The organism is Hyalangium sp., from assembly GCF_035629615.1.
GTDB lineage: Bacteria > Myxococcota > Myxococcia > Myxococcales > Myxococcaceae > Hyalangium.
Genome location: NZ_DASPHO010000819.1, coordinates 1 through 19,904 on the forward strand (window position 1 = coordinate 1; position 19,904 = coordinate 19,904).

21 protein-coding genes are annotated in these 19,904 nt (G+C 69.1%); 7 read left to right on the forward strand and 14 right to left on the reverse strand.

The window, feature by feature from the left end:
* On the forward strand, nt 1-222 hold a 222-nt coding region (locus VD972_RS41135; RefSeq protein ID WP_324994779.1), incomplete at its 5' end, for an ABC transporter permease subunit.
* A gap of 150 nt (nt 223-372) precedes the next feature.
* Nucleotides 373-1,884, forward strand: a complete 1,512-nt coding sequence (locus VD972_RS41140) for an FAD-binding oxidoreductase (protein ID WP_324994780.1) — start codon at nt 373-375, stop codon at nt 1,882-1,884.
* 15 nt (nt 1,885-1,899) lie between these two features.
* Here VD972_RS41140 and VD972_RS41145 read toward each other — a convergent pair whose 3' ends face one another.
* Nucleotides 1,900-3,081, reverse strand: coding sequence for a tetratricopeptide repeat protein (locus VD972_RS41145; RefSeq protein WP_324994782.1), 1,182 nt, complete (start codon nt 3,079-3,081; stop codon nt 1,900-1,902).
* Nucleotides 3,082-3,153: 72 nt separating this feature from the next.
* Nucleotides 3,154-4,056, reverse strand: coding sequence for a hypothetical protein (locus VD972_RS41150; RefSeq protein ID WP_324994784.1), 903 nt, complete (start codon nt 4,054-4,056; stop codon nt 3,154-3,156).
* A gap of 153 nt (nt 4,057-4,209) precedes the next feature.
* On the opposite strand from VD972_RS41150, the gene dtd reads away from it, so the two are divergent.
* Entirely contained in the window at nt 4,210-4,656 is a 447-nt protein-coding gene (dtd, locus tag VD972_RS41155; RefSeq protein WP_324994786.1) for a D-aminoacyl-tRNA deacylase, read from the forward strand.
* Between the two features lie 16 nt (nt 4,657-4,672).
* Here the strand turns inward: dtd and VD972_RS41160 are convergent, their stop codons facing one another.
* Complete coding sequence (locus VD972_RS41160) at nt 4,673-5,518, reverse strand: hypothetical protein (protein WP_324994788.1); 846 nt, start codon at nt 5,516-5,518, stop codon at nt 4,673-4,675.
* A 23-nt stretch (nt 5,519-5,541) separates the two neighbouring features.
* Entirely contained in the window at nt 5,542-6,003 is a 462-nt protein-coding gene (locus VD972_RS41165) for a PTS sugar transporter subunit IIA (RefSeq protein WP_324994791.1), read from the reverse strand.
* A 158-nt stretch (nt 6,004-6,161) separates the two neighbouring features.
* On the opposite strand from VD972_RS41165, the gene nagZ reads away from it, so the two are divergent.
* Together nagZ and VD972_RS41175 are read left to right on the forward strand one after the other, a co-directional pair.
* Complete coding sequence (gene nagZ / locus VD972_RS41170) at nt 6,162-7,943, forward strand: beta-N-acetylhexosaminidase (protein WP_324994793.1); 1,782 nt, start codon at nt 6,162-6,164, stop codon at nt 7,941-7,943.
* Between the two features lie 143 nt (nt 7,944-8,086).
* The gene (locus tag VD972_RS41175; protein WP_324994795.1) at nt 8,087-8,719 is read left to right on the forward strand and encodes a hypothetical protein; all 633 of its coding nucleotides are present in this window, start codon (nt 8,087-8,089) and stop codon (nt 8,717-8,719) included.
* Between the two features lie 94 nt (nt 8,720-8,813).
* Here the strand turns inward: VD972_RS41175 and hpf are convergent, their stop codons facing one another.
* From hpf to VD972_RS41225, 10 genes are all read right to left on the reverse strand, one after another.
* The gene (gene hpf / locus VD972_RS41180) at nt 8,814-9,485 is read right to left on the reverse strand and encodes a ribosome hibernation-promoting factor, HPF/YfiA family (protein WP_324994797.1); all 672 of its coding nucleotides are present in this window, start codon (nt 9,483-9,485) and stop codon (nt 8,814-8,816) included.
* Between the two features lie 161 nt (nt 9,486-9,646).
* A complete protein-coding gene (locus VD972_RS41185; RefSeq protein ID WP_324994798.1) occupies nt 9,647-10,633 on the reverse strand; it encodes an NAD(P)/FAD-dependent oxidoreductase in 987 nt (328 codons plus the stop codon).
* 20 nt (nt 10,634-10,653) lie between these two features.
* Nucleotides 10,654-11,535 carry a glucose 1-dehydrogenase gene (locus VD972_RS41190; RefSeq protein WP_324994800.1) on the reverse strand — a complete coding sequence of 294 codons (882 nt, stop codon included), beginning with the start codon at nt 11,533-11,535 and terminating at the stop codon, nt 10,654-10,656.
* A gap of 120 nt (nt 11,536-11,655) precedes the next feature.
* Nucleotides 11,656-12,405 carry a hypothetical protein gene (locus tag VD972_RS41195; protein WP_324994819.1) on the reverse strand — a complete coding sequence of 250 codons (750 nt, stop codon included), beginning with the start codon at nt 12,403-12,405 and terminating at the stop codon, nt 11,656-11,658.
* Between the two features lie 55 nt (nt 12,406-12,460).
* The gene (locus tag VD972_RS41200) at nt 12,461-13,087 is read right to left on the reverse strand and encodes a GNAT family protein (protein WP_324994802.1); all 627 of its coding nucleotides are present in this window, start codon (nt 13,085-13,087) and stop codon (nt 12,461-12,463) included.
* 89 nt (nt 13,088-13,176) lie between these two features.
* Nucleotides 13,177-14,691 carry an RNA polymerase factor sigma-54 gene (rpoN, locus tag VD972_RS41205; protein ID WP_324994805.1) on the reverse strand — a complete coding sequence of 505 codons (1,515 nt, stop codon included), beginning with the start codon at nt 14,689-14,691 and terminating at the stop codon, nt 13,177-13,179.
* Nucleotides 14,692-14,976: 285 nt separating this feature from the next.
* Nucleotides 14,977-15,717: an LPS export ABC transporter ATP-binding protein gene (gene lptB, locus VD972_RS41210; protein ID WP_324994808.1), complete on the reverse strand. Its 741-nt coding sequence runs from the start codon at nt 15,715-15,717 to the stop codon at nt 14,977-14,979.
* Complete coding sequence (locus tag VD972_RS41215; protein ID WP_324994809.1) at nt 15,714-16,229, reverse strand: LptA/OstA family protein; 516 nt, start codon at nt 16,227-16,229, stop codon at nt 15,714-15,716. The genes lptB and VD972_RS41215 overlap by 4 nt, the downstream gene beginning before the upstream one ends.
* Nucleotides 16,226-16,774 (reverse strand): hypothetical protein, encoded by a 549-nt coding sequence (locus VD972_RS41220; protein WP_324994811.1) that lies wholly within the window; start codon nt 16,772-16,774, stop codon nt 16,226-16,228. Before VD972_RS41220 ends, VD972_RS41215 begins: the two co-directional genes overlap by 4 nt.
* Before the next feature lie 13 nt (nt 16,775-16,787).
* A complete protein-coding gene (locus VD972_RS41225) occupies nt 16,788-17,744 on the reverse strand; it encodes a lysophospholipid acyltransferase family protein (protein WP_324994813.1) in 957 nt (318 codons plus the stop codon).
* Between the two features lie 20 nt (nt 17,745-17,764).
* On the opposite strand from VD972_RS41225, the gene astB reads away from it, so the two are divergent.
* Nucleotides 17,765-19,087, forward strand: a complete 1,323-nt coding sequence (astB, locus tag VD972_RS41230; protein WP_324994815.1) for an N-succinylarginine dihydrolase — start codon at nt 17,765-17,767, stop codon at nt 19,085-19,087.
* Between the two features lie 106 nt (nt 19,088-19,193).
* Nucleotides 19,194-19,904, forward strand: a 711-nt coding sequence (locus VD972_RS41235) for a hypothetical protein (RefSeq protein WP_324994817.1), incomplete at its 3' end; no start/stop codon positions are given.

Below are 19,904 nucleotides of genomic sequence, written 5' to 3' on the forward strand. Positions count from 1 at the left end.
CCCGGAGCCATCCTGGCCGAGGCCTCGCTGAGCTTCCTGGGTCTGGGAGCTCCACCGGGGACGCCTTCCTGGGGAGCACTGGTGGATCAGGGGACGCAGTACCTGCTCGTGGCGCCGCACGTGGCGCTGTTCCCCGGGCTGGCGCTGGCGCTCACCGTGCTGGGCTTCAACTTCCTCGGCGACGCGGTCCGTGACGCGCTCGATCCCAAGCGCGTGAATTGACAACACCGGTTGCCTCGTGAAGCCACTGCCCTCGTAGGGAGGTAGCCGGGGGCAGGGCCAGACTGGCAAGCTGGGTGGCGTGAGCCTCCCAAGCGCCTGTGTCCCCCAGAGTCGAGTCACGCTCTCCTTTCCTCCCCTGGGGTGCACGCCATGAGCACGCTGGAGGCCGCACTGGCCGAGTGGCGCTCCGCCCTGGGCGAGGCGAACGTGCTCACCGAGCCCGAGGCGCTCGCAGCCGCAGAGACGACCACCTTCGCCACCACCCAACGCATCCCCGCCATCCTCCGCCCCGGCAGCACCGCCGAGGTCCAGGCCTGCCTGCGCGTGGCTCAGGCCCACCGCATCCCCGTCTACCCCGTCAGCGGTGGCCGCAACTGGGGCTACGGCTCACGCGTTCCGGCGCGCGATGGCTCCGTGCTGATGGAGCTGGCGCGGATGAACCGCGTCCTCGCGTACGACGAGAAGCTGGCCTACCTCACCGTCGAGCCCGGCGTCACCTTCCGGCAGGCGTACACCTGGCTCAAGGAGCGCGGCAGCCCCCTGTTCATCACCACCATCGGCGGCTCCCCCGAGGGCAGCCTCATCGGCAACGCGCTCGAGCGCGGCGATGGCCGCGGGCCCCACTCCGACATCTTCAACCACGTGTGCGCCATGGAGGTGGTGCTGCCCAATGGCGAGCGCGTGGAGACAGGCATGGCGCGCTTCCCCAACGCGCACGCAGCCCCCGTGTACCGCTGGGGGCTCGGGCCCTCGCTGGATGGGCTCTTCAGCCAGTCCTCCCTCGGCGTGGTGACGCGGATGACGTTCTGGCTCGTGAAGAAGGTGCCCTACCTGCGCGAGTTCGTCTTCACCGTGAAGGAAGACGCCCAGCTGTGGGAGCTGGTGGATCGGCTCCAACAGCTCGCGCTCGATGGCACCCTGCGCAACAGCTTCTACTTCTGGAATGACGTGAAGGCGCTGAGCGTGGCCCGGCAGTTCCCCTACGAGCACACCGGCGGGCGCACCCCGCTGCCCTCCTTCATGCTGGAGCAGCTCCGCGAAGACTTCGGCCGGTGGGCCGTCAGCGGCGCCATCTCCGCCCAGGACGAGGAGCTGGGCGCCCTCTTGGAGCGCCGGCTCGCCACTGCCATGGAGGGGCTGGCCCGCCCCCTGGAGCTCGGCCCTCGGGACGCAGACTACGAGAGCCCCTTCCAGGGCCGGCCCACTGACGTCAACCTGGCCATGGCGTACTGGCGCAAGAAGAACCCCATGCCCGCCGAACCCAACCCGGATCGCGACAAGTGCGGCTTCATCTGGTGCTCGGTGGCCGTGCCCTTCACCGGCGAGCAAGCCCGCGAAGCCTCCGCCATCGCCACGCGGGTGCCGCGCATGTTCGCCCTGGAGCCCAACGTGGCCCTCCTGGCCCTCTCCCCGCGCTGCCTCTACCTGGTGGTGGCGCTCGCGTACGATCGCGAGGTCCCCGGCGAGGACGAGCGCGCCATGGCCTGCTACCAGTCCCTCCAGCGCGAGCTCGTCCAGGCCGGCTACTACCCCATGCGGCTCGGCCTGCCGGGGTTCTCCGAGGAGCTCTCCTCCCAGGATGACTCGCGCGCACTGCTCAAGCGCCTCAAGGAAGCCGTGGACCCGGCGGGGATCCTCGCCCCCGGGCGCTACGGCTTCTGAGCGGGAGGTGCTGGATCAGCCCAGCACCTTGAGGAGCCGCTCTGCCTGCTCGCGCACCTCATCGCCCTCGGGCAGGTTCGCGGTGAGCACCGCCTGAGCCTGCGCCTTCGCCTTCGCCTTGTCGCCCGCACGGCTGTACGCCAGCGCCAGGTTGAGGTGCGGCTCCGGCTGGTCCGCCTTGCGCCGCACCGCCTCCTCCAGCACCGTGATGGCGCGCGGCATGTGCTTCTCCGGAGGCGTGGCCGGCATGCGCATCAGGAGCTGGCCCAGGTTGTTGGGCGCCTTCCACCCGCCAGGCTCCAGCCCCATCGCCTCCTCGTAGGCCGCCACCGCCTTCTCGTAGGCCGGCGGCTCGGCCGCCTCGTACGCCGTGGCCTCGATCATCTTCAGCTCCGCCGTGGCCAGCCCCAGGCTCTCCATGGTGCGGCAGATGTGCAGCGCGTCCTGGCGCTGGCCCTTCAGCAGCAGCAGCAGGGCGAGGTTGGCCTGCGCCTTGGGATCCTTCGGGCGCTGGTTGGCCACCGTCGTGGCGGCGCGGAAGCTCGTCCTCGAGTCGCCCATGCCCAGGGAGATGGCCGTGAGCGCGGACAGCAGGCGCGGGTGGTTCGGCATCGCCCTCAAGCCCTCATCCACCACCCGGCGCGCCTGGAGGGCCCTGCCCTCCTCGACGAGCGCCTGGATCAGCGAGAGGTAGGGCGCCAGGAAGCGCGGCTGCAGGGTGATGGCCTGCGCGATCGACTGGATGCCCTTGTCCGTCTGCCCGGCTTCGATCAGCACCTGCCCGAGCCGGTACACGAAGACGGCGTTCTTCGGCTGGAGCTGCGTGGCCTTCGTCAGCGCGACGAGTGCCTCCGCCGTCTTCTCCTGCTTGAAGAGCACCAATCCCAGCCCGAAGAAGCCCTCGGCGCGCTTGGGATCCTGCGAGAGTGCCTGCCGGAAGTAGCCCGCCGCGGGCTCCAGCTGGCCGCGCTGCGAGGCGAGGTTGGCGCGCAGCAGCAGCGTGTCCGCCGTGGTGCCCTGCTTCTCGGCGCGGGCGATGTGCTGCTCGGCCTTGTCGAGCTGCCCCTCCAGGAGCAGCACCTTGCTCAGAACGACGAGAGCGGAGCGGTCCTGGGGCTTCTTCGCCAGGGCCTGCTCCGCTGCCGTCTTTGCCTTTGCTGTCTGACCCGTCTCGAGGAATTTCTCCGCAGCGCTCATGGCGCCGCATTCTTCCTCAAGAGAGCCCCCCTGTCGCCCTCTTTGAGAGGGCGGCAGGACCCTACGGGTGGACTACCACGAGGTGAGGAAGTCCTTGGCCTTCTCGGCCGCGTCGCCCACCGCGTCCGCCGCGTCGCTGGCCGCGTTGCCCACCGCGTTCGCCGCGTCGCTGGCCGCGTCGCCCACCGCGTTCGCCGCAGTGCTGGCCGCGTCGCCCACCGCGCTCGCCGCGTTGCCGGCCGCGTCAGCCACCGCGCCCACATCCAGCTCCACACCGAACTCCACGCTGGCGCCGATGCCCAGCGTCGCGCCGATGTCGAAGTTGGCCGACAGCTTGCCGTCCTTGAGGCCCACGTCCGCCTCGAACTCGGCGCCCAGGCCCGCGGTCACCTCACCACCCACCGTGGCCTTCGCAGGACCGACCGTCTGGGAGACCTCGGCCGAGGCGCGAGCCCCGACGAACACCTCGCCGCCCGCGGACGCGGCCACATCGCCGTTCAGCGGGTCGATCGTCACCTCACCCTTGACGCTGGCCTCGGCGCCCACGTTGGCCTTGGCGGAGGCCTCGGTGCTGCCGATGCCGTACTCGGACTTGACGCTGCCCTCGGCGCTCACGATGTTGGCGTGGGCCTCGGCGCTGCCGCTGGCCTTCACCTGGCCGCTGGCCAGATCCGCCGTCACCGAGCCCTCGCCCGAGACGCCCGCCGACCCGACCTTCACGTTGCCCTCACCGGACAGCGCGCTGCCTTCCTCACCGAACTTGCCGCTCGCCTCGACCGCGTTGGCCTCGGCCTCGAACTTGTCCTTGTAGAGCTCTACCTCGCCCGACACGCCCTTGTTCTTCACCTCCGGCTTCACCGGCTGGTTGCGCTCGTTGGTGCGCTCGGTCGACTGGGTCGTCTGGCCCGTCCGCGTGTCGCGCTCGACGGAACGGCTATAGGTACGGCTGCGGTTGTCGACAGAAGAGATACCCATGGCGGACTCCCAGAACGTGAACGCGGGCGAAGGTGCGCCGCTGTATACGTAGGGATTCTCCGTGATCGGGAATATTGGTTGCTTCATGCCGAAAAATAATCTCTTGTAGGTTGGGAGCCTACCTTATTTCCCTAGGAAATCCAGGAGGATGCGATGAGGGCAGTGGTGCAGCGGGTGCTCGAAGCGTCTGTCGCCGTGGGCGGGGAAAACGTGAGTCAGATCGGCCCGGGGCTGCTGGTGCTGCTGGGGGTGGGCAAGGGGGACACGGAGGCGGAGGTGCCATGGATGGTGGAGAAGCTGGCCACGCTGCGCATCTTCGAGGACGCGGCCGGGAAGATGAACCTCTCCCTGGAGGACACTCACAAGCAGCTGATCGTCGTGAGCCAGTTCACCTTATATGGAGATGCGCGCAAGGGCCGGCGCCCCAGCTTCATCGACGCCATGGAGCCGGTGGGGGCCAAGGCCCTCTATGAGAAGGTCTGCGAGCAGCTGCGCGCCCGGGGCCTCCACGTCGGCACGGGCGTGTTCGCCGCGGACATGAAAGTCGCCCTCATCAATGACGGGCCCGTGACGATCCTGCTGGAGACGCCAAGCCCCTGAAGCTTCACAGGTGGCTTCACAGGTGGACGTCGGCGCCCTTCGTCACCAGTGACACCAGGGCGGCCTGCTCGTTCGCCGCCTCGCGCACGTGGCCGGAGATGACGCCCAGCTCCCGGATCCAGTCCGGGGCCCGCGGCCCCAGCCCGGAGAAGACCACCGCCAGCGGGGGGGGCTGAGCCGCCTTGCCCGCCCACCACGCCAGCAGCTCGTCCCGCTCCGGCAGCGAGGGCAGCTTCAGCCGCTCCAGCTCCCGGGTGAGCAGCCGCTCCATCTTGTGCGGCAGGCTTGCGTTCCACTGCGCCACCGCGCTCGCGGGCCGCCAGGCCCAGTCCGCGAAGGCAAAGCCCTGCCTGGGCACATACTCGCCCCGCCCCTGGGTGTAGAAGACCTGATCCGGTGGAAACTGCGGGAAGGGTGCCCACACGCCTGCCATGAGGGAGGCCGACCCCAGGTCCTCCCGAGGCTTCAGCCGGATGGCGTCCCGAACGGCCCGCGCCTCGCGCGCGTTCCCATAAGGGTAGTCCGCCAGCTCCACCATGAGCGCCAGGTGCAGCGCCTCGTCCCAGTCACCCGCGTACCCTGCCCGCTGGCCTTCGATCTCCCACCCGGGAGCGCCCTCGTGCCACTGCAGGAAGACGAGCCGATCCACCAGCTCGACCCAGAGCTCCTGCTCCAGTCCGCTCAGCCCCCCCGGCGTTGCCGAGGACAGCAGTCGCTCACATAGGACGCGCGCCTGCTCGTCCCCCAGCACGCCCAGCAACCCCTCCAGTGCCCCGGGCGCGTCTCCCATGGCCCGCGCGAGGAACGGGAGCACCACCTCCTGGAAGAATCGGTCGTGGATGGGGCGAAGGACGATCTCCATGGGGCTCCCCCCTCGCCGGCCGCTCAGGGCCGGGCGTCTTCCTGGACAATGAGCGCGTGGATGTCCGCGGCAGTAGGCGCCTCGAGGATGGACGCCCGGAACCGCGGGTTCTTGAAGAGCCGGGAGATGCGCGCCAGGGCCTTGAGGTGCACACCCGCGCTGTTCTCCGGAGCCACCAGCGCGAAGAAGAGCTGGGTGGGCTTGCCATCAATGGCCTCGAAGTCCAACCCCTCGCGAGATACGCCGAAGGTGGCCAGCAGCTGCGACATCCCCGCCAGCTTCCCGTGGGGAATGGCTACCCCCTCGCCAATGCCGGTGGAGCCGAGCTTCTCGCGCTCGCGCAGCACCTCCACCAGCTTCTCCTCTTGGAGGTGGGGGTGGGCGCGCACGAGCGCCCCGCTCAGTTCACGCAGCACCTCTGGCTTGGTGCGCGCCTGCATGTCCGCGATGATGGCTTGGGGGCTGAGGAACTCGGCGATTCTCACTGACGCTCCCGCGGTGACGCTCGACGTCGAGGGGCAATTACTCCTCACCACCTTTTCGCGCAAGGGTCGCTTGCCCTCCCCGTCGTGCTTCTGCACGGCTCCGCTCACCAGCAAGCAAGGTGGAGGGGGTTGCGTCTCTCGACTAGCATCCCCCCCGCGTGTCTGCCCGTCACCTTGCTCCCCTTGTCCTGCTGCTGTCCCTGGGCGTGTGCGCCTCCGCTCCCGCTCCCAGGGCCGTGCCTTCGCCGCCCGCCCCCGCCCCGGGTCTCCCCCCGGTGTCGACGAACCGGGTTGACTCCCTGCTGGGTGGCCTCTCCCTGGAGGACCGGGTGGGGCAGCTGATGATGGTGGGCTTCATCGGCACCGAGGTGGACGAGGACGTGGAGGCGCTGGTGCGAGGCCACCGGGTGGGGGGGGTGTGCCTCTTCAAGCACAACGTCCTCGGTGCCCGGCAGGTGGCGCGCCTCAATGATGGGCTGCGGCGGCTGCTGGTGGATCACATCCCCCTCTTCCTCGCGCTGGATCAAGAGGGGGGCAACGTGGTGCGCGTCCAGGATCAGGTGGTGGTGCTGCCCAGCAACATGGCCCTGGGGGCCACCCGCTCTCCCGAGCTGGCCTACGCAGCGGGTCGTGCCCAGGGAGAGGACCTGAGGCGGCTGGGCTTCAACATGAACCTGGCCCCCGTCCTGGATGTGAACCTCAACCCGCGCAACCCCGTCATCGGCGTGCGCTCCTATGGGGACAGCGTCCCCCTGGTCTCCGAGCTGGGCCGGGCCTTCGTGCGGGGACAGCAGGCCGCGGGGCTCGTCACCGTGGCCAAGCACTTCCCCGGCCATGGCGCCACGGACGCGGACAGCCACAAGGCGCTGCCCGTCATGGAGGAGACGCGCGAGGAGGTGCTGGCGCAGATGGAGCCCTTCCGCGCCGCCATCCAGGCCGGGCTGGATGGGCTGATGACGGCGCATGTGGCCATCCCCCACCTCACCGGGGATGAGCTGCCGGCCACCCTCAGCCCCCAGGTGCTCGAGGGGCTGCTGCGCCAGGAGCTGGGCTTCGACGGGCTGGTGCTCACCGACGAGATGGAGATGGAGGCCATTGCCCAGCGCTACGGTGTGGGCCGCGCGGCAGTGCTCGCGGTGAAGGCTGGCGCGGACATGGTGCTGGTGCCCTGGCAGCCGGAGAAGAAGATGGAGGTGTACGAGGCCCTGCTCGCCGCCACGCGCAGCGGGGAGCTGCCGGCCGCGCGCCTGGAGCAGGCCGTGCGTCGCATCCTCACCGCCAAGCTGCGCCGGGGCCTCTTCGAGACGCCGCCCCTGGTGGAGGAGCGGCTCGCCACCCCCCCGCCTCCTGGCAATGCAGAGGTGGCGCACCTCATCGCCCGCGCCGCCGCCACCCTGCTGCGCACGGATGGCCGCCACTTCCCCTTGTCCCCCTCGGCGCGCATCGCCGTCATCACCGCCGAGCCCTCTCTGGGCGAGGCCATCCGCGCCCGCTCCCCGCGCGCCTCGGTGCTCAACGTCCCCGCCTACCCCACCGAGGCCCGCCGTGCCGCGCTGCGCCAGAAGGCCCGGAAGGCCGCGCTCGCCGCGGACGTGGTGGTGGTGGGGCTGATCAACTCGCGCCAGGCGGAGCTCGTCACCATGGCTGCCGCCACCGGCCGGCCCGTGGTGGTGGTGTCCATGGGACTGCCCTATCTGGTCGAGCTGGTGGACGAGGCCCGCGCCGTGCTCGCCGTCTACTCGTACCAGTCCGCCTCCACCTCCGCCGCGGCCGCGGCCCTCTTCGGGGAGATCGGCACCCCGGGGCGGCTGCCCGTCCAGTTGCGCATGTTCCGCTTCGGCCACGGGCTGGATCCCGTGGGCCAGAAGCAGGCTGCCGCCGCTCCGGGCTCCCAGGGCAGTGGGGAGACGGGCAACGCCCTCCAGGGTGCCGCGCGCTGAGCCGCAGCCCGGATCCGCCTCGGGCCCCGAAGAGACTCCGCGCGCCCTGCTCCGCGAGCGGGGAGCGTGGGCGCGATATGTCTTTTCCGGGTCCTCGTTCTTCCTCTCGTCACGGCTGCTGAACGAACCGAACGGAGGAACTCATGTCGCGCTCGCTGCTGCTGTCGTCTCTTCTCTTTCTGGGTGTGGGCTGCGCGGGTGCCGGCAGCGGCCTGCGCGCGGAGACCGCGGGGGTGCGGATGGGCCAGCGCTCCGCCGAGCCCATGGTGGTGACGAGCCGCTACATCACCGGCCCCTCCTCCTCGCTCAGCCTGAGGGAGGACGGGCTGCGCGGCCGCTTCCGGGACCAGCCCGTGGATCTGCAGTGGGACTTCCAGCGGGTGACGGGCGTCTTCGGCGCACAGCCGACGAAGCTAGAGCTGTCCGAGGGGGATGATGTCCGCGCCTCTGGGAGCTTCGGTGGTTCCCCCGTGGAGCTGCTCGTGAAGGAGAACGTGATGGTGGCCCGCGTCGGCGCGTGCGCCTACTACATGACGCGCGTAGAGGGAGGCTACTCCGGCCAGCGCGACTGCGACGGTCCGCTCGACGACGGCTTCTACGTGGACTTCCCCGAGAGCCTCCAGGCGCGCCCGCTCGGCGAGATGGCCACGCTGCTCACCCTGGCGCTCGTCAGCTATACGGACACGTACTCTCCCTCCATCTCCGCCGCACGCTGGACCCACCCGCGGGAGCTGCTCCGCGAGCTGCCCAACTCCTCGTGCCGGAAGTACCAGTAGGAGAGCGTCACCCCCGGGAGCCTCCCAGGGGCGCATCCACCGCGCTCCGCCTCACCCTGCTGGGAGGCGGAGCGCTCGTGTTTTCAGGGGTCGGCTACCGAGCAACGGCGACGGCAGGAGCTTCCTGGGGCTCATGCGGCTCGATGAGGCCGTACTGCCCATCCTTGCGACGGTAGAGCACGCACATCGAGTTCGTCTCCACGTTGTGGAAGACGTAGAAGTCGTTGTTCATCAGGTTCATCTGCATCACCGCCTCCTCCACCTTCAGCTGCTTGACGGTGAGCTGGGTGGTGCTGAGCATGCGCCGCGTGTCGGCCTGCTCCCCGGCCTCGGTCGCCGGAGCGCTCGTGGTGGGGGCGCCAGAGCCCTGGGCCTCGGACGCGAGGTGATCCTGATCCTCCGGCATCTCGAACACAGCGTGGCGCACGCGCGACAGCTGGTTCATCAAGTCCTGCCGGTGGTGAATCTTCTCGCGGCCGTGGTGACTCTTGAGCTTGTCCTTGTAGCGGCGCAGTTGCCGCTCGATCTTGTCCATCGCGAGATCGATGGACGCGTACATATCCTCGCTCTTCTCACGGCCTCTCAGCACCCACGAACCCGAATGGATCGTGATGTCCGCGTGGTGCAAGTGGCGTTCGAGCGAGAGCACCACATGCGCTTCACCAGCCCGGTCCAGCAACTTATTGACCCGGTCGACCTTCTCGCGTGCGTACTCCTTGAGGGAATCCGACGCTCCGAACTGGCGGAAGGTGATGTTCATCTGCATGCGTAGCTGCCTCCTCCGTGGGTAGGACGTGCTCCGTTCCAGATCAGAAACGGTCTGGGGGCACAAAAGCAACCCGCCCCCGTTGATGACCGCTCGTCAGCAGTCCCAGGGACTAGGACCGCCAGTTATCCGACAGGGGGGGCAGCGTCCTTATTCCCCAGCTATTCCCGAGGAGATTCAGCCACTTCCGTGCTCTCCGGGACCGCAAACGGAGAGTCACGTGATGGGTTGGGTCCTATACAGTCTTCGATGCGCAGGGACTTGTTGATGGCCAGGGCTGCCCTGGCCCCTTCCGCGGCTGCTACGATCACGAACTGGACATCTCGGGCGGCATCGCCCACGACGTAGAGCCCGGGCACGCCGGTGTCCTGCAGCTTGCGTGTCTTGACGGCACCCTTGCTCGTGAGGGTGCAGCCCAGCTTGCTGGCCAGCAGGGAGCGCTGCCTGGGCCGCGTGTGGAAGAAGAGCCCGCGGCGGGGAATGGCCTCGCCGTTGGCCAGCACCACCCGCTCGAGCTGCCCATCCGTGCCCTCCAGCCGCGCGATGCGCCCGGTGTGCCAGCGGACTCCCTCGCACCGCAGCACCTCCTGCTCCTCGCGAGCGGGCGGTTTCCCTCCATCCGTGAAGAGGAGGATGTCGTCCGTCCAGGTCTTCAGGCCCAGCGCCAGCTCCACACCCTCGTGGCCTCGGCCGTACGCGGCGAGGGGCTGCTCACGAGCCTCCCAGCCATCGCAATAGGGGCAGTGCCAGACGCTGCGGCCGTAGAGTGGCACGATGCCTTCGACGCGGGGCAGCTCGTCCACCACGCCGGTGGCCAGCAGCAGCCGGCGGCAGCGCAGCGTGGCGCCTTCCTCGAGCATCACTTCGAAGCCCTCTCCCAGGCCGCGGGCGTCGGAGACGTGCACGTCCCACATGTCGACGCCGTAGGGCGCGAGCTGCTCGCGTCCGAGCCTCAGCAGCTCCGAGGGGTGGGTCCCATCCCGGGTAAATACGCCATGGGAGGCGTGCGAGGCGCTGTTGCGCGGGTTCCCGTCATCACAGACGAGGACCCGGCGCCTGCACCGGCCGAGGAGCAGCGCGGCGGACAGCCCCGCGGGGCCACCGCCCACGATGATGACGTCATAGTCGGCCCCCTGCCCCGTGCCCATCGCTCACGCTCCGGGCCGGCTCACGCGAGGACCTTGCCGCCGGTGACGCCAAGGATCTCTCCGTTGACGTAGCGGGACTCGTCCGAGGCGAGGAACACGAAGGAGGGCGCGAGCTCGGCGGGCTGGGCGGGCCGCCCCATGGGGTTGCTCTCGCCGAACTTCTTCAGGTGCTCGCCGCTGAAGGACTGCGGGATGAGCGGCGTCCACACGGGCCCGGGGGCCACGCAGTTGACGCGGATGCCGCGCTCGATGAGCGACTGCGCCAACCCCTTGGTGAAGGTGACGATGGCGCCCTTGGTGCTCGCGTAGTCGAGGATGCTCGGCGAGGGCTGGTAGGCCTGGACGGAGGCGACGTTGATGATGGTACCGCCCTCCTTCATGTGTGGCAGCGCCAGCCGCACCAGGTGGAACATGGCCATGATGTTGACGCGGAAGGTGCGCTCGACGCGCTCGGCGTCGTACTCCTCGAACTTCTCCACCTCCTTGCCCTGGTAGGCGGCGTTGTTCACCAGCACGTCAATGCGGCCGAAGCGCTTCACCGTGTCCTCGACGAGCTTGCGGCAGTGGGCCTCGAGGGCCAGATCCCCCGCCATGGCGAGCACCTGGCGCCCCTCACCCTCCAGGAGGCGCCGCGTCTTCTCCGCGTCCTCGTACTCGTTGAGGTAGCCGAAGGCCAGGTCTGCCCCCTCTCGGGCGAAGGCCAGGCACACCGCCCGGCCGATGCCGCTGTCTCCGCCCGTGACGAGCGCCACCCGGTCCTTCAGACGGCCGAGCCCTTTGTAAGACTGCTCGCCGTAGTCCGGCGCCTGCTGCATCCGCTCCTCGATGCCAGGGTGCGGCTGGGGCTGTTCAGGAAGGGGGGGCTTCTGGCCGGCGTGACGTGGGTCAGGGTTGCGAGGCATGGGTCCTCCATGGAGTACCCAGGCACGGTGGAGGCGACCCTCGAGTCCGGCAACCACCGACTCAAGTACAAGGGTATGCCCGCCAGGCGCCACCCGCTCGAAGAGCAGATGGCCGACCGCTCATTGCGGGACGGCGACCTCGAAGTCGCTGGAGTGGAAGATGGACCCCTCGCAGCTGGCGATCCCTTCGCACTCGAGCACCTCGCCCTCCAGGCTGGCCTTCAACGTCAGCAGGTGGTTGGCCGCGGGGGTGGCCTCGGGCAGCGTAAAGCTCACATCGCTGCCTTCCTGGGTGGTCTCCAGGGTGGCTGGCGCCCTTCCCTCCTCGCGCAGCAGGGTGGCGCTAATGGGCCCGGGCGTCTCTTCCGCCGGCAGCCAGCGATAGGTGTACTTCTGGCCTCGACGCAGGGTGGACCCGCTCCCCGTGCCCTGGAAGGCGAAGCGACGCTTCGTCTTGAGGCCCTTCACGATCAGCGAGACGGCGCGGCTCCCGTCCTCCGCCTCGAGGAACACCCGGGCATCCTCGGTGGGCTCGGCGTTCCAGACCTCTGGATCGAAGTCGATCCAGGCGCGCGTCTCCTCGCATGCATCCCTGCCGCCCGTGTCCGGGAAGCCACCGGGCTCCAGCTTCATGGGCTGGCCATTGAAGGTGGCCGTCGCCCCATCAACGAGCCGCGTGCAGCCGTCCTGAGCCTGCGCGATCGTGACGGTGAAGCGGTGTGAGCCCGCGGTGTTCGGGTTCTCCAGCGCGTCCACGTCCACGAGCGCGTAGGTCAGCGCACGGCTGGCAAGATCATCCAGGGAGACGGGACGGGTCTCGGTGCGCCCGCCACAGCCGGCGAGCAGCCCAAGCACAGTGAGCAACGGCACCACGAGAAGGGAAGACAGGGAGGAAGGAGTGCGGAACATGCAACCCCGGACCCTATCACTCCCGCGCGAGCCGCTCCTCCAACCGTGCCTTCACCTCGGGCCACTCGGTGTCGATGACGCTGTAGTAGGCCGAGTCGCGCACCACCCCGTCCCGCACCAGCATGTTGTTGCGCAGGATGCCCTCGAACTTCGCCCCCATCCGCTCGATGGCGGCCCGGGAGCGCGCATTGCGCCGGTCCGTCTTGAGCTGGACGCGCATGACCTGGAGCTGCTCGAAGGCGTGCCGCAGCAGGAGGAACTTGCACTCGGTGTTCACCCGGGTGCGCCAGGCCCGCTGTGCGAGCCACGTGTAGCCTATCTCCAGCGTCCGGTCGTGGCGGGAGATGGCCAGGTACCGCGTGGAGCCCAGCGGCGCCCCTGTCTCCCGGTCCCGGATGAAGAATGGCTGCTCAGTGCCCTGCCCAGCGGCCTCCAGCGCCCCGGCGATGTACGCCGCCAGGTCCTCCTGGGTCCGCAGCGCCACCGAGGTGAACTCGAAGATCTCGTCCTCGCAGAGGGAGGCCAGTGGCGCGGCGTGCTCCGGCCGCAGCGGCTCCAGCCGCACCGAGCGGCCTTCCAACGTGACGGGAGGGACGACCAGCGGGATGAGGGCTCTGCGGGGCAGTTCTGTGTCTGTGCTCATGGGCTCATCCTGCCCATGAGCTGGTCCAGCCAACAGGTCCGGTTTTCACAAATCAGCTGGACCAGTGCGCTGGGGATGGAAGCGGGCGCTCAGTAGTAGCGCTTGCGCTTGCTGCTCGGGAGGATGCCCAGCACCTCGCGGTACTTGGCCACCGTGCGCCGAGCGATCTCCGTGCCCTGCGCCTTGAGCAGCTCCACGATCTTCTGGTCCGAGTACGGGTTGCGCGGATCTTCCTGCGACACCAGCTGCTTGATGTGGTGCTTCACCGCCTCGCTCGCCGTGTCCTCGCCCGACACGCGCGCGATCGACGAGTTGAAGAAGTACTTCAGCTCGAAGATGCCCTGCGGGGTGTGCACGTACTTGCTCGTCGTCACGCGAGACACCGTGGACTCGTGCATCCCGATGTCCTCGGCCACGTCCCGGAGGATGAGCGGCTTGAGGTGCGCGATGCCCTTGTCCAGGAAGTCCTTCTGGAACTTCACGATGCTCTCGGTGACTTTGTAGATCGTCCGCTGCCGCTGGTGGATGGAGCGGATGAGCCACTGCGCGCTGCGCAGCTTGTCCTGGATGAACTCCTTCGTCTGCCCCGGCGACACCGCGCCGTTCTTCAGCGCGTTCCGGTACGTGCTGGAGATGCGCAGCTTGGACAGGCCGTCATCGTTCAGCACCACCGTGTACTCTTCCCCCATCTTGTAGACGAACACGTCCGGGCTGATGTACGGCGCGTCATCCCCGCTGAAGTTGCGCCCCGGCTTCGGATCCAGCTTGGGCAGCAGCTTCGCCGCCTCCACCACCTCCTCCAAGGTGATCTTCAGCTCCTTGGCGATGGCCGGCAGGTTCTTGCTCTCCAGGTACTTCATGTACCGCTTGATCATCATCCCCAGCAGCGGGGCGTGCTTCTCCTTCAGCGCCTGCACCTGGATGAGCAGGCACTCCTGCAAGTCCCTGGCGCCGCAGCCCTTCGGGTCCAGGCTCTGGATGCGCCGCAGCGTCCGCTCCGCCACGCTCATGGGCACGTCCGCCTCGTTGCACAGGCGGATCAGCGGATCTCCCTCCACGTCCGGCAGCTTCAGGTACCCGTCATCATCCAGGTTGCCGGTGATGAGCATGGCGACCCGGCGCTCGGCGTCGTTCAGCTTCAGCATCCCCATCTGCGCCTGCAGGTGGTCGACCAGGTCCTCCTTCTTCACCAGGTTGGCCTCGAAGGAGGGCATGTCCTCCGTGGCCACGTTGCCCTTGTTCGAGGCGGTGCTCTGCTCCTGGAACTGGTAGCTGTTGAGGTAGGCCTCCCAGTCGATCTCCGGCGGGTTGTCCGAGTCCCCCTTGAACTCCGGGGTGACGTCGCCCACCAGCGACGCCTCGGCATCCCTCGGCACCTCGACGTTCGCGGCCTCCAGTGAGGCCTCGCCGGGCTCCTTGTCCGCCACGTCCAGCGGGGCTCGCTCGTCTGGCTCCTCCAGGAGCGGGTTCTGCTCCATCTCCTCCCGGACCTGCTCCAGGAGCTCCATCCTGGAGAGCTGAAGGAGTTTGATCGCCTGCTGCAGCTGCGGCGTCATCACCAGCTGCTGCGAGAGTTTCAGGCTTTGCTTGAGTTCCATCGCCATAGACCAGACTCCCCACCGCACAGAAACAGGGCCTTGAACCGACTTCCATCAAGGACCGTGCCAAACTAGCAAGACCCCCTCCATTCGTCTAGTGCCCAGGAGTGTGGCCTTCTGCTTGCATATTCGGATTTCTGCAGTCGAATCATGGATTTAGAGGACCTCTTGGGTATCCCAGGAGGTGTTCACCCGTCGACGCAAAGTGTAGGCCAACCTATGCAGAGGGCTGTGGCGACTCGTGCTCGCTTGCTCTCAGAGCCGGGGGGAAGCTGCCCTTTCGGGCCGGTTTCACGGCGCTTGCAGGCGGAAGCGTTCGCCGAGGTACACGGCGCGCGCCCGAGGGGACTCTGCGATCGCAGCCGGGGTTCCCTCTTCGAGGATCTGCCCCTGCGCGATGATGTAGGCGCGGTCGCAGATGCCGAGGGTGTCCTGGACGTTGTGGTCGGTGATGAGCACGCCCAGGCCTCGCTGCTTGAGCAGGGCGATCTGCCGCTGGAGGTCCCCCACGTTGATGGGGTCCACGCCGGCGAAGGGCTCGTCAAAGAGGATGAAGCGAGGGTTGGGGATGAGCGAGCGGGCGATCTCCGCACGCCGCCGCTCGCCGCCGGAGAGCGTCTCTCCCAGGGCGTCCGCCACGTGGCCGAGGCCGAACTCGGCGATCAGCTCATGGGCCTTCGCCTCGCGCGCCTTGCGGTCCAGCCCCTTCTGGAGCTCCAGCACGGCCAGGAAGTTCTGACGGACGGAGAGCTTGCGGAAGATGGAGGCCTCCTGCGGGAGGTAGCCGAGGCCACGGCGCGCGCGCCGGTGCATGGGCAGGTGCGTGAGGTCCTCATCGTCCAGACGCACGCGGCCGCCGTCCGGGGTGACGAGCCCCACCACCATGTTGAAGCTCGTGGTCTTCCCGGCGCCGTTGGGCCCCAGCAGCCCCACCACCTCACCCTGGGACACGTTGAAGGAGACGCCGCGGACAACCTGGCGCTTGCGGAAGCTCTTCTGGAGGCCCTCGGCCCACAGCCGCCCGCCGCTCATGGCTTCCTCGCGCCTCCCTTGCCCTTCTGCGAGCCGCCCAGCGGGGCCGTCTCGACGACGATGCGCGCGTTCTCCACCTCGAGCCGCTCGCTGCCCAGCGTGAGGCGCACCTTCGTGCCTGTCACATAGGTGGTGCCCTGGCGGGCCTCGGGCGAGCCTGTCACCACGAGCACGCCGCTGGGCACGTCATACTCGGCTCGCTCGCCCCGGGCGAACCGGTCCCCGTCCTGGGCCTGCACGCCGCCGGTGCACACCACGCGCGTCACCTCGCGGGAGGCCGTGTAGTGGGCCACCATCTTGTCGCACTTGAGATCCAGGGTGCGGTGCTTCACCTGCACGTCGCCGGTGAAGGTGGCCGAGCTGCGCTCCCCGGTGATGAGCTTCGCGGTGATCTCCACCGGGTTGTTGAGCGCCACGTTCCCGAGCATGGGCGGGCGCGTGCCCCCATCGGTCGCGGCGGCCGGAGCCGTGGGCTGAGCGACGAAGAAGGCCATCGCCAGGAACTCAATCACTGTGCCCCTCCCACCACGGTCTGCGTGGAGCCTTCAAAGGTGAATGTCCCGTCCGCGAGGGACACGTCGAAGCTGTCCGCCCGCAGGCCATAGTCCGGCCCCTGCAAGGCTACGCCCTCGCGGCCGCGCGCGTGCTGGGCGGGAGCGTCGTAGGTGGCCCGAGGCGTGCGTGCCACCGCACCATCGGCGGTGCGGACGACCACGCCCCCGGAGCCCGTGAGCTGTTGCGAGGAGAGGCTGCCCTCCATGAGTGGGGCACGGATCTCCATGCCGCCTCGGGAGGCCGAGGGCGCGCTCTGCGGGCCGCGCCGGCCCGGCATGCGCAGCAGGGTGTGGGTGGCTGTCACGGCGCCCTCGGCGCGCTGGTAGGTGAGGCGCTCGGCCCGGCCGGCGAGGACGAGCTGGTCGCCCTTGAAGGACTGGAGCTCCACGCCATGGAGCACCACCTGAGGGGGTGGCTCGGACGCCGTCCCTGCCTGCTCGCGGCGAGGGCCACAGGCGGTACCCAGGAGGACCAGGAGGCTGGAGAGCAGGAGGCGCGGCACGAGACTCTTCCTATCACCGGGCCGAGGCGGGCGCTTCTGCTCCTGGAGTGAGTGTCGGCGGCTGACTCTCGGGCCGGGTCTTCCACCGCTGGTGCATCCACACCCACTGCTCGGGTGCTCGGCGGATGGCCGCCTCGATGCGCTGAGAGAGCGCGGCCGTGAGCGCCAGCGCCGCCGCCTCCCGGTCTTCCTCGGCAGGCAGCGGCACCTCCTCCATCCTCAGCAGGTAGCCGCTTTCCTCGCGCTGGCAGAAGCCCACCACCACTGCCGCTCCGGTGCGGATCGCCAGGTCCGCCGCCGCCCGTGGGGTGGCCGCCAGCTCCCCGAAGAAGGGCACGAAGAAGGACTGCACCTTCGTGTCCTGGTCAATGAGCAACCCGAGGATCTCCCCGCCCTTCAGTGCCCGGAGCATGTGCCGGGCGGCCCCCTCCTGCCCTCGCCAGATGCTCCGCACCCCACCCCGCGCCCGGAAGCGCCCCACGAGCTCCGTGAGGCGCGGATCCGACGTCTCCTTGGCGATGCTCTGGCAGGGAAAGCCCTCGCAGGCCACCCGCCGGGCCAGCAGCTCCCAGTTCCCCACGTGCCCCGAGACGAACACCACGCCCTTGCCCCGGGCGAGCGCCGCCTCCAGCACACCCCGGTCCTCCGGGGGCCACGCCACGAGCTGCTTCAGCTCCCGGTCGAGCGCGGCCGTGCACCCCACCTCGAACATGGCGGCGCCCAGGTGGCGGAAGCAGGCACGGGCCAGGGCGAGCCGCTCCGCCTCGGACTTCTCCGGGAAGGCCTGGGCCAGGGACTTCAGCGCCTTGCGCCGCTCGCCCCCCGCCACCCGGAAGGCGAGTGTCCCGAAGCGCACACCCAGCCACCGCGCCGCCCCGAGGGGCACGGGGTGGACCAGGGCCAGCGCGGCCCGGATGAGCAGGTAGCGGAGGAAACGCTTGAGCCGCTTTGCTAAGGGTGGGTGCTCCACAGCCGCGGTTCTATATCCCAATGCGAGAGTACAACTTCGACGGTCTCGTCGGCCCCACTCATAACTATGGCGGCCTCTCGGTCGGCAACCTGGCCTCTACCACCCATGGCGGCCAGGCCAGCTACCCCCGCGCGGCCGCCCTCCAAGGCCTGGAGAAGATGCGCTTCGTGGCGGGACTGGGGGTGGGACAGGCCGTGCTGCCGCCCCAACCCCGCCCCTCCTTGAGGACGCTCCGGCTGCTGGGCTTCACCGGCACGGACGAGGAGGTCATCACCCGCGCCGCGCGCGAGGCCGAGCACCTGCTGCGGCTCTCCTCCAGCGCCGCGGCCATGTGGACGGCCAACGCCGCCACCTGCGCGCCCTCCGAGGACACCGCCGACAAGCGGCTGCACCTGACGCCCGCCAACCTCCAGCAGATGTTCCACCGGGCCATCGAGGCGGAGACCACCCACTCCGTCCTGCGCGCCATCTTCTCGGACGAGACGCGGTTCGCCGTCCATGCGCCCCTGCCTGGCGGCGGCCAGTTCGCCGACGAGGGCGCTGCCAACCACACCCGGCTGGCCACTCCCGGGCATGCCGCGGTGCACCTCCTTGCCTGGGGGCGCAGCTCCTGGAAGGACGTCACCGCGCCCCAGCGCTTCCCCGCCCGGCAGACGTTGGAGGCCAGTCAGGCACTCGCCCGGCTGCACCAGCTCGATCCCGAGCGCACCCTCTTCCCGCAGCAGCACCCGGAGGGTATCGACTCGGGCGCCTTCCACACGGACGTGGTCGCCGTGGGCAATGGCGGCTTCCTCATGCTCCACGAGCTGGCCTTCGTGGACGCCCCTGGCCTGCTCCGCACGCTGCGCGAGAAGCTGGGCCCGGGCTTCACCTCCATCGTCGCCACCCAGGCCGAGCTGCCGGTGAAGGATGCCGTGAAGGCGTACCCGTTCAACTCCCAGGTGCTCACCCTTCCGGACGGCAGCATGGCCATCATCGCCCCGCTCGAGAGCCAGGAGCTGGACACCACGCGGCGCTTCCTCGAGCGCGTGGTGGCCGAGGACAACCCCGTGAAGGCCGTGCACTACCTGGATGTGCGCCAGTCCATGAACAACGGCGGCGGCCCGGCCTGCCTCCGCCAGCGCATCTCGCTCACGGAGGCCGAGCGCGCCGCGGTGAAGGCCAACGTCTTCTATTCACCCGCCCTCCACACGTCGCTCGCCGCCTGGGTGAGCAAGCACTACCGCGAGCAGCTGTTCCCGAAGGACCTGCAGGACCCGAAGCTCGCCCGCGAGACGATGACGGCGCTCGACGAGCTCACCCGCCTCCTCCAGCTCGGCAGCGTCTACGACTTCCAGCAGTGAGGCCCGCCTGGCTGGAGGCATGTAGGGAAGAATCGGGCCAGGGGTGACGCTGGATTTTTGATTCTGGTCAGGGTGCTGGCCAACATCGGGGGCGGAGGCATGCCCGATGAGCCCACAGCAGCCAGGTCCTGGACAGAAGTTCAACCCGCTGCGGTGGATCGAGCCGTCTCTGAATGGCCTGGTGACAGTCGCGCTCCTGGTGGCCACCTGGTTCCTGGCGACCAGCGAGACCGGCCGGGCCTTCCGCGAGAACCTGTCCTGGCCCTCCAAGCTGGGGCTCGCCGTCCTCGCGGGCCTGCTCATCCTCGCCATCACCCACTGGTTCAACCTTCGCGCGCGGGTGGAGGAGCAGTGGCTCGCGCTCGCGAAGAGCGCGGCGGCGATCGCGCCCTCGCTCGTGAAGCCTGCCCTCATCGTGCTCCTGGGCGCCATCCTCTTCACCGCCTACCACATCATGAAGGAGCGCCCGCCGTTCGCGGAGGGCCCGATGCTCGGGGGCGTCTCGATGACGCTCGTTGGCATCCTCTGCCTGTCCTCGGCGCCCGCGCTCCTGACGCTCGGCGTCTCGCTCCTGGTCGAGCGCCGCATGGCCCGCGGGGACTTCGCGTTCGAGGTCAACCCTTCCCTCGCCCTCCACCGGAAGCATGGCGAGGAGCTCGTCAAGCATGCCCGGGCCAACTGGGAGTACGAGCGGGAGATCATGGAGGGCTCCATCCATCGCATGGGCCGCCACGGCGCGATCCTCGGCTTCCTGGCCTCCTGCATCCTCGTCACCTGCACCGTGCTGATGGCCACCGAGAACGACTACATCGCGCTC

Coding starts and splice junctions, on each gene's coding strand:
- VD972_RS41140 (WP_324994780.1), top strand. CDS start 373: ATGAGCACGCTGGAGGCCGCACTGGCCGAGTGGCGCTCCGCCCTGGGC.
- VD972_RS41145 (WP_324994782.1), bottom strand. CDS start 3,081: ATGAGCGCTGCGGAGAAATTCCTCGAGACGGGTCAGACAGCAAAGGCA.
- VD972_RS41150 (WP_324994784.1), bottom strand. CDS start 4,056: ATGGGTATCTCTTCTGTCGACAACCGCAGCCGTACCTATAGCCGTTCC.
- dtd (WP_324994786.1), top strand. CDS start 4,210: ATGAGGGCAGTGGTGCAGCGGGTGCTCGAAGCGTCTGTCGCCGTGGGC.
- VD972_RS41160 (WP_324994788.1), bottom strand. CDS start 5,518: ATGGAGATCGTCCTTCGCCCCATCCACGACCGATTCTTCCAGGAGGTG.
- VD972_RS41175 (WP_324994795.1), top strand. CDS start 8,087: ATGTCGCGCTCGCTGCTGCTGTCGTCTCTTCTCTTTCTGGGTGTGGGC.
- hpf (WP_324994797.1), bottom strand. CDS start 9,485: ATGCAGATGAACATCACCTTCCGCCAGTTCGGAGCGTCGGATTCCCTC.
- VD972_RS41185 (WP_324994798.1), bottom strand. CDS start 10,633: ATGGGCACGGGGCAGGGGGCCGACTATGACGTCATCATCGTGGGCGGT.
- VD972_RS41190 (WP_324994800.1), bottom strand. CDS start 11,535: ATGCCTCGCAACCCTGACCCACGTCACGCCGGCCAGAAGCCCCCCCTT.
- VD972_RS41200 (WP_324994802.1), bottom strand. CDS start 13,087: ATGAGCACAGACACAGAACTGCCCCGCAGAGCCCTCATCCCGCTGGTC.
- rpoN (WP_324994805.1), bottom strand. CDS start 14,691: ATGGCGATGGAACTCAAGCAAAGCCTGAAACTCTCGCAGCAGCTGGTG.
- lptB (WP_324994808.1), bottom strand. CDS start 15,717: ATGAGCGGCGGGCGGCTGTGGGCCGAGGGCCTCCAGAAGAGCTTCCGC.
- astB (WP_324994815.1), top strand. CDS start 17,765: ATGCGAGAGTACAACTTCGACGGTCTCGTCGGCCCCACTCATAACTAT.